General features: G+C 53.8%; 4 protein-coding genes and 2 pseudogenes. 4 read left to right on the top strand and 2 right to left on the bottom strand.

Going from position 1 to position 6,950, the window contains the following annotated elements:
• Nucleotides 1-285 (top strand): annotated as a pseudogene (locus Z052_RS21005) (IS5/IS1182 family transposase); the annotation flags it as partial.
• Between the two features lie 627 nt (nt 286-912).
• Here Z052_RS21005 and Z052_RS21240 read toward each other — a convergent pair.
• A complete protein-coding gene (locus Z052_RS21240; RefSeq protein WP_275094162.1) occupies nt 913-1,035 on the bottom strand; it encodes a hypothetical protein in 123 nt (40 codons plus the stop codon).
• Nucleotides 1,036-1,053: 18 nt separating this feature from the next.
• Here Z052_RS21240 and Z052_RS19780 point away from each other — a divergent pair, with 18 nt between their 5' ends.
• The 3 genes from Z052_RS19780 (at nt 1,054) to Z052_RS11895 (ending at nt 5,732) form a co-directional block, all read left to right on the top strand.
• On the top strand, nt 1,054-2,484 hold the full coding sequence (locus tag Z052_RS19780; protein WP_158228685.1) for a hypothetical protein: 1,431 nt from the start codon (nt 1,054-1,056) through the stop codon (nt 2,482-2,484).
• Between the two features lie 259 nt (nt 2,485-2,743).
• On the top strand, nt 2,744-4,606 hold the full coding sequence (locus Z052_RS11890) for a transposase (RefSeq protein WP_099289052.1): 1,863 nt from the start codon (nt 2,744-2,746) through the stop codon (nt 4,604-4,606).
• A gap of 61 nt (nt 4,607-4,667) precedes the next feature.
• Complete coding sequence (locus tag Z052_RS11895) at nt 4,668-5,732, top strand: hypothetical protein (RefSeq protein ID WP_099289053.1); 1,065 nt, start codon at nt 4,668-4,670, stop codon at nt 5,730-5,732.
• A 241-nt stretch (nt 5,733-5,973) separates the two neighbouring features.
• On the opposite strand, the pseudogene Z052_RS11900 reads toward Z052_RS11895, so the two are convergent.
• Nucleotides 5,974-6,857 (bottom strand): annotated as a pseudogene (locus tag Z052_RS11900) (IS1595 family transposase).
• Nucleotides 6,858-6,950 lie beyond the last annotated feature (93 nt).

A 6,950-nucleotide genomic window follows, 5' to 3' on the forward strand; every position in this document is an offset into this window, starting at 1 on the left:
GCCGCCGACAACGGCTTCCAAGACTGGCACACCGAGTACGAAATCGCCGCACACGACATCGATTACCTCGTTCATTATCGCGGCTCGTCAGCGAACGCAGCCGCGAAAAACGCTCTGAACCGGGCAAAGGGCTACTCTCAGCGGTGGATGGCCGAAACATCCTACTCGACAACCAAGCGCTCGCTCGGCGATGCCGTGCGAGCGCTTGGCTGGTATCGGCAGTTCCGTGAAATCGTCTTGATGTTCGCCATTACCAACATAGAACCACTGTGTGAGCCGCTGTAAACGCGACTCAGCATCTATTCAACACAGCACTGAAATGGGCTTTCCAAGATGGAATTGGTTCTAATGGAGCGTGTAGCTCACAATTGATTGATTCGATAGAATTCACCTTATGTAACATAGCGGTCCTACATCCTTATTTTGACACATAAGAAATAGAAGCATGCCTTGGTCTCAGCAAGCCTTATTTTCGGGATCACCGTATTTTCGCTAACAGTTCTCGGTAATCTGGTCGAGATTCGTAACTTCGTAGAGGTTGGTTCGGTCAGCACCGAAACTCTCTCAACGACTTGGAGAAGCGTTCTTTTCCACCCGAAGTGTCATAGTTCAGCTATCTACGCTGAGGAGTTTTTCAAGTTTGGAGAGATTGTAGCCGGGGTTACTCACATTCGTTGCGGTGAACAGAAGCTGAAGTCGGCAGTGGACATACTGCCATGCGTTCTCACAAGGAGACCAGCTTGGTTCCGGACATCTATTTCTGAATTCCAGAGGAAGACGAATAGCGTAGTCTATTCACCACCGAGATATTAAATGAGAGGAACTCATTGTTGCGGGGCAATGACAAACAGCGGGACTTGTGAGTACATTCTTGATCCTGACGTACCGGACACTTGGGGAGGAAGTGATGACTCAAGATGCTTCGTGAGTAGTTCCGATCTGAACAAGGAAGGTGTCTGGAGCTGCCCTCACGACGCGGAGGAAGGTGAGAATCTTTGTCTCTTCCATCTCCCCGTTGAACAGAAGGAGGATCACCGAGTTACCTCGGCACTATTGGACATTCTCAACTCGTTTGGTGAGGACGAAGAGGAGTCGCGCTTGAGGACGCAATTTATCGGTGCCAGATTCGGCGAAGTGAAAATAGAGGGAGAATCCGTTGAACCCCCTTCAGACCAACCTATCGATCTGACCCACTGCCGATTCCAAGACCATATTTCATTGACGGATTCGAAGTTCAATGCGGAGATTGATTTCACCGGCGCGACGTTTGAAGGAGGACTTGAGATAGTAGATACTACATTCGGGCATTCAGTCAACTTCAACTGTTCATCGTTTGATGGGAAACTACTCTTCGATGGCGTCCTATTTGACGACCGTGTTTATTTCAAAACGATAACAGCGTCTGCACCGGTAGAGCTGACGAGTACGACGCTAAACGCCTGGTTCAGTTTTCGTGATGCTGCTTTTGAAGGTGAAGTGAAAATCAAAGATTCTTCGTTTAACGCACAGGACATTTCAGGAACATTTCATGGTGCCACCTTTGAACATAAGGCTATCTTCGAGAGTACCTCAATTGCCGGTGACTTTGGATTCAGCACCGCGACATTCCAATCTGGACTCAACTTCGTAGAGATGATGACCAAGTCAGAAGTAGTCTTCAGCGGTACAGTCATAGCTGGCGATCTTATATGCGACCAGACAGAATTTGAAGGAATGTTAGATTTTACGTCGCCTTCCCACTATCCGAAAACACATATTGAGGGCAAAGGTTCGTTCAACGAAGTATCCTTTGGAGCCAGACCTAAATTAAGTGGAAGCGTATTTGGGGAAGCATCTTTCAACGACGTGTCGTTTGCGACGGGCGCTACTTTTGAGCAGACTCAGTTCAAAGGGAAGGCTAGTTTCTCTAATATTGAGTCGAAGTCAAAAGGGACATTCGAATTTACAAATGTGACTGCTGACGGTCCTGTGACCTTCGACGATGCGTCTTTCACAAAATCGGTTGACCTGTCAGATACACAATTCAGAGCGGATGTGACATTCCGAGGAGCTTGGTTCCGTAAATCCAACAGTCTGGACCGGTTCGACGCTTCAAATGTCTCGTTCGGCGGTCGGGTGAGTTTCGCAGAGGCTTGGTTTATGCAACCTGCTCGCTTTACTAATATTGAGGTATCTGAGACGGCGCAATTTGAGGATGTTCACTTCGACAGCAAGTCTGATTTCAGCGGAGCAGAGTTTGACGATAGTATTCAGTTCAGAGACACAACATTTAGATACACTACAGACTGGAGTGAAGCAATTGTTAATGGCGACGCCGACTTCAGCGGTGTTGATTGGGAGGCTACTAATAGAATCGGTGAACCGGTGAAACATACAATGACGGGAATGATAATCCAAGGTAACGTAAACTTTTCTTCTCTTGAACAGGAGAATGATTTTCTAGATTTATCCGAAATCAGTGTTTCTGGCGAACAGATTCATTAGAACCCGATCTCTATTACTGATATATTATTTAATAATTCTACAATTTCTACAATACGTTTGAGTGTCAGACAACACGCTTCTGTGTGGCTTCAGACATGCTTATTATAATTTTCTATATGATTACAACATCAATCGGTATTCTTACCGCTGTTCAGGTGGGGACTCTTTCGATAATATCACTCCAACGTATACGAGGGTCAAGGCTGGGGCCGAAAGCTGAACGGTGTTTTAAAGAGACTCACACGCCATATTCTCTGTAATGTCGGATGATGGCAGCTTTGATGGGCTTGACGGCTCGTGGGAGACTGACGACCCATCCGACGCTGAGGACAACCTCATAGCGGGCACGAACCTCAAGAAAACTTCTGACAAGAGTGTCTACGGCGACCAGCCCGACGCCAAGGTCGCTACGCTCGGGGATCCAATACCGATTGAAGACCAGCTACGCGACTCCCTCCGGCACGGCTTCTCCCCCCGCGAAGCCGTCGGTCGCATCGGGATGCTCCGGACTACACGGTTCGAACTTGGCGTGGATGGCCTCGCTCGTGACCTCACCGACGCCGAAGCCCAACGTCTGATTCTCGGCCAGGAACTCACCGACACGCCGTCCTACAGGCTCGAAGAGCGAATGGACGACTACGCGGTTCACGAGGAGATGAACGTCTCTGAGCGCGTTAGTGAGCGCACTATCGACAACATCCGTGACCGTATCCCCGACGAGAAACTCGTACGCTTCGAAACCGCCGCCGCGAACGTCGCTCGGTGGGCTGAAGATGAGAGTGTCGAGATGGCCGATCTCCGCGACGCGCCTGACCCGGAGGCCGTGACTGACGGGATGGACGCGCCGGAACTCGTGAAGCTCACGCGGGCGATGAAGACGACCGGCTACGCCTGCATCCAACTCGGCCGCACGGATCCGTACTACGACAAGTGGGAGGTGTTCAAGCCGTACGAACTCGCGTCCCACCACAACATCCACCCGAACAACGCCCGGGACAGCCTCCAGCAGAAACCGTACTACTGGGCGCGGAAGACACCGACCTCGAAGGCGCTCTGGAATCAGGTACGGGAGTCCCCACGCGGGCACTTCCGGGCGATGTTCATCTGTGCCTTCGAGCAGTACCTAGACCTGCTCGATCGCTACAATCTGCTCTCCGACCGGCTCGATCTTGCCGTGGACCTTACCGGGTGGCCGTGGTTCGGGAAGATCGACGACGAAGATACACCGGACGACAGAAGCGAACAGCCCGGTGCCGTTGAAGGGACGAAGCCCGGCCGGAACTACTCGCACTCGTGGCAGTTTGCCACCGTCTCGCTCGTGGGAACGCCGGTGCCGATGACGTTCGCCGCTCGGTCAGTCGAACAGCGAAACCGGCGGGCTTACCACCTGAATCAGCTTCTCAACTACTCGGAAGCGAAGTTCGACATCGGGCGCGTGTTTCTCGACAAGGACTTCTACACCGAAAAGATTAATCACGAGTTGAAGAAGCGCAACCAAGACTTTGTCATCACCGCGCCTCGGAGTATGGGCGCGTTCAAGGACCTCATCATGGGGACGGAACTCCGCGAGGACTCGTGGAATTCTCAGCCCTACGAAATCGGCATCGGCGCGTCCGACGACGCCGACCACTATCTGTTAGTGAACCCGTCAGAAAAGCGGCTGAAGCGGGCCGACACCGGTCTTGAAGACCCGAAGAACTGGGAAGCGTTCTACACGAACATCGATCCGGAGACCGTCGATGGTGGCGGTGCGGCGCTGGCGGCCGACTACCGTCTCCGCTGGGGTATCGAAACGGCGTATCGGATGCTGAAACACGACTTCATGCCGAAATCAGCGACACCGATGCGAAACCAGCGAGTATTCCTGTTCAACTGGGCGATCCTCCCGAACAACATGGGCGCGAACGTGCTCGCGGCAGCGAACGAGCAGGACCACGTCCCGCACGAGGCCGACGAGCCGTTGCAGGTGAAGGACAACCAGGGGAACTACGAGTACACGGCAAACGAATTCATGACCGCACTCGTCAATGACCTGCATCCGACAGACATTGGCGAAGTGGCCGACCTCTCAGAAAAGAGTGAGATCTTAGCGAATGCCAGCGGCCTCGATCTGACCACCTGATTCGCCCCGGGAATCGCCGTTGTGAAGTTACGAATTTCGACCCGATTACCGAGAACTGCTAATGAGTTACGAGTGCGAAGACTGTGGGGCGTCCTTCGACACGCTCTCGCGGCTCAGGCTTCATGACTGCTCCACTGACCAGTCCGCCGATGAGATAGTCCCCCCTGAAGACGGTCTCTCGGAGGAAGCCCCGTTCGATGATTCCGGCTTGGACCGGGAAGTGCTCGAATGTGACTATCCAAGGGTGGTCGGTGACCTCCCGAATCTCTATGATGGCGCCCGTGAGGGTGACGTATCGACTCTCTACCGTGCAGTGGCGGAATACGAACGGATGCTGACGAAGGTGGCTCGAGGTGACGCACCGGGCGGCGATGGTCTTCTACACGACCTACGATTCGCCTACTACGAACCCTTCGCTGATGGGCTTGACACCGCCGCAGAGACTGATGGCTGGGACGTACTTATTGAGTTCGCCACTGCCTACGACCCACGCAAGCAAGACGAATTCCCCGAGATCGGCCATGTCATCGCCAATGCGATCGGGTGTTCGGTTATTCGCACCCGCCGAGACGAGGGCGTGGACGCGATTCCGGCTGACGCACTGGCGTTTCTCGGTGCGATCCCCGAGTACGTCGACGAGTTCCACGTCGCCTACGAGGAATCGTACACCTACGGTTGGGGTATCGGCCATCCCGACCACTCCGTCGCTGACCACCTGTTCGCTCTCGCCAAGAATGAACCAAAGTTCGCCAAAATCGCGCTCAACACCGCTTTTTACGTTGACCAGCACGCCGCCCTCGACGCCTTCGAAACTATCGTCACCGACGAGGAACTCGCCTCGGAAACACGCAGTACGCTCGGGATGAAGACTGACCTCACGGAGTTCTACTTTCAGGCAGTGGCTGATCTCGAAACGGAGGAACTGCTCGGCCCACATGCCCCGCCCTACTGGGATGAAGACGACGATCTTGTTCGCGTCATCGATATCGATCCGGACGTGAAACAGCGGATTCGAGAGCTGGCAGGTGAGACTGGTGTCGCAGATAGCCTTTCTACTGACTGGACGCTCCAAGACCTCGAAACGGCCCCGCTTTCGGAGCTTATGAGTCGGCTGGAGAATCTTTAGATAGAGACCTGTGAACTACCCCACGACATCGTAGTTGTGGATACCCGAGTTGAACCATAGCAGCCGGTCGTACTCTCGAAGTCTGCTGTCTAGCACTCTAACTGCTCGGACACTGTAACGAGACGGTGATTAATGATCAGATCTCAGACCGTTGTAGCAGTGGCTAATGACAGTGATCGTCGACCTACCACGGTTGAAATAGAATGACTTGACCAGTAGTCGCTCTTGCACATTGTTGATTTCAGAGAGCGGCTTTGACGGCGTGTTTGAGCGCTTTTCGTCCGGGTTTGCGGTAGAGTTCTCGTCTGAGTTGGAACGCTCGGAGATACTGTGTGAGGCGGTCTTTTGAGATGCCTCGATGCGGCGAGAGCCACCGTCGCGCCAGCGACGCGTGGCTCTCGCAGGTGTTCACGTGGACCGTGTCGTCGGCGTATTCACCGTCTCCGTGAACGACGTATTCGCGGTCGAATTGCTCATCTTCTCAAGCGGATCATACGCGCAAAATCCGCCGGTATAGACGGTGAGAGGCTCCTGCTGGCGGTCCGCCAGCAGGAGCCGGATCGTCGATTCGTCTGCGGATTTCGCCGGCACAACGTATCGTTACTCGGTGCCACGATCCACGAGAACGAACACAGGCGGTTTGTCTTGTTCATACGTTCCGCGCCCGCGTCGAGAGAGGCCGCGAGAGCGCGACCAGCGGTCGCGCTCGCGGCCTTTTAGACCGGCAGAGACGTAGAAATCGTCAATTTCAACCGGGCCACGGAGATCGAGTGACGGCGCGTCAAGCGCTTCAGCGAAGCGCTCGACACGCCTGTGAATCGTTTTGTAGGTGACCTCGATTTTGCACTGTAACTGCCTGAGACTCGTGTTAAACCGCAAAAACACGTAGATCGAAAACAGCCACTTGCGGAGTGCGATCTTCGAGTGAGCGAAGATCGTGCCGGTCTTATCGTTGAACATGCGGCCGCAATCCTTACAGAAATACCGCTGAAAGTGCCCGTAGCTGCCGTTTCTGACCGTTCGGTCAGAACGGCAGCGGGGACAGAAAACACCGTCACGCCAGCGAACCTGCTGTAACAGGTCCGCTGCGACCGATTCCGACCCAAACACATCTAGCGGAATAATTCGTGTCGGACACCGCTGACGCGGTGTCCTTGTCCTCTTCGACTCCACAGCGACAGCTCACCGGTATCAACAATCTCAGTCGATCACATCGAC

Origin of the sequence: Halorubrum sp. C191, assembly GCF_002727095.1 — an archaeon.
Taxonomy (GTDB): Archaea; Halobacteriota; Halobacteria; order Halobacteriales; family Haloferacaceae; genus Halorubrum; species Halorubrum ezzemoulense.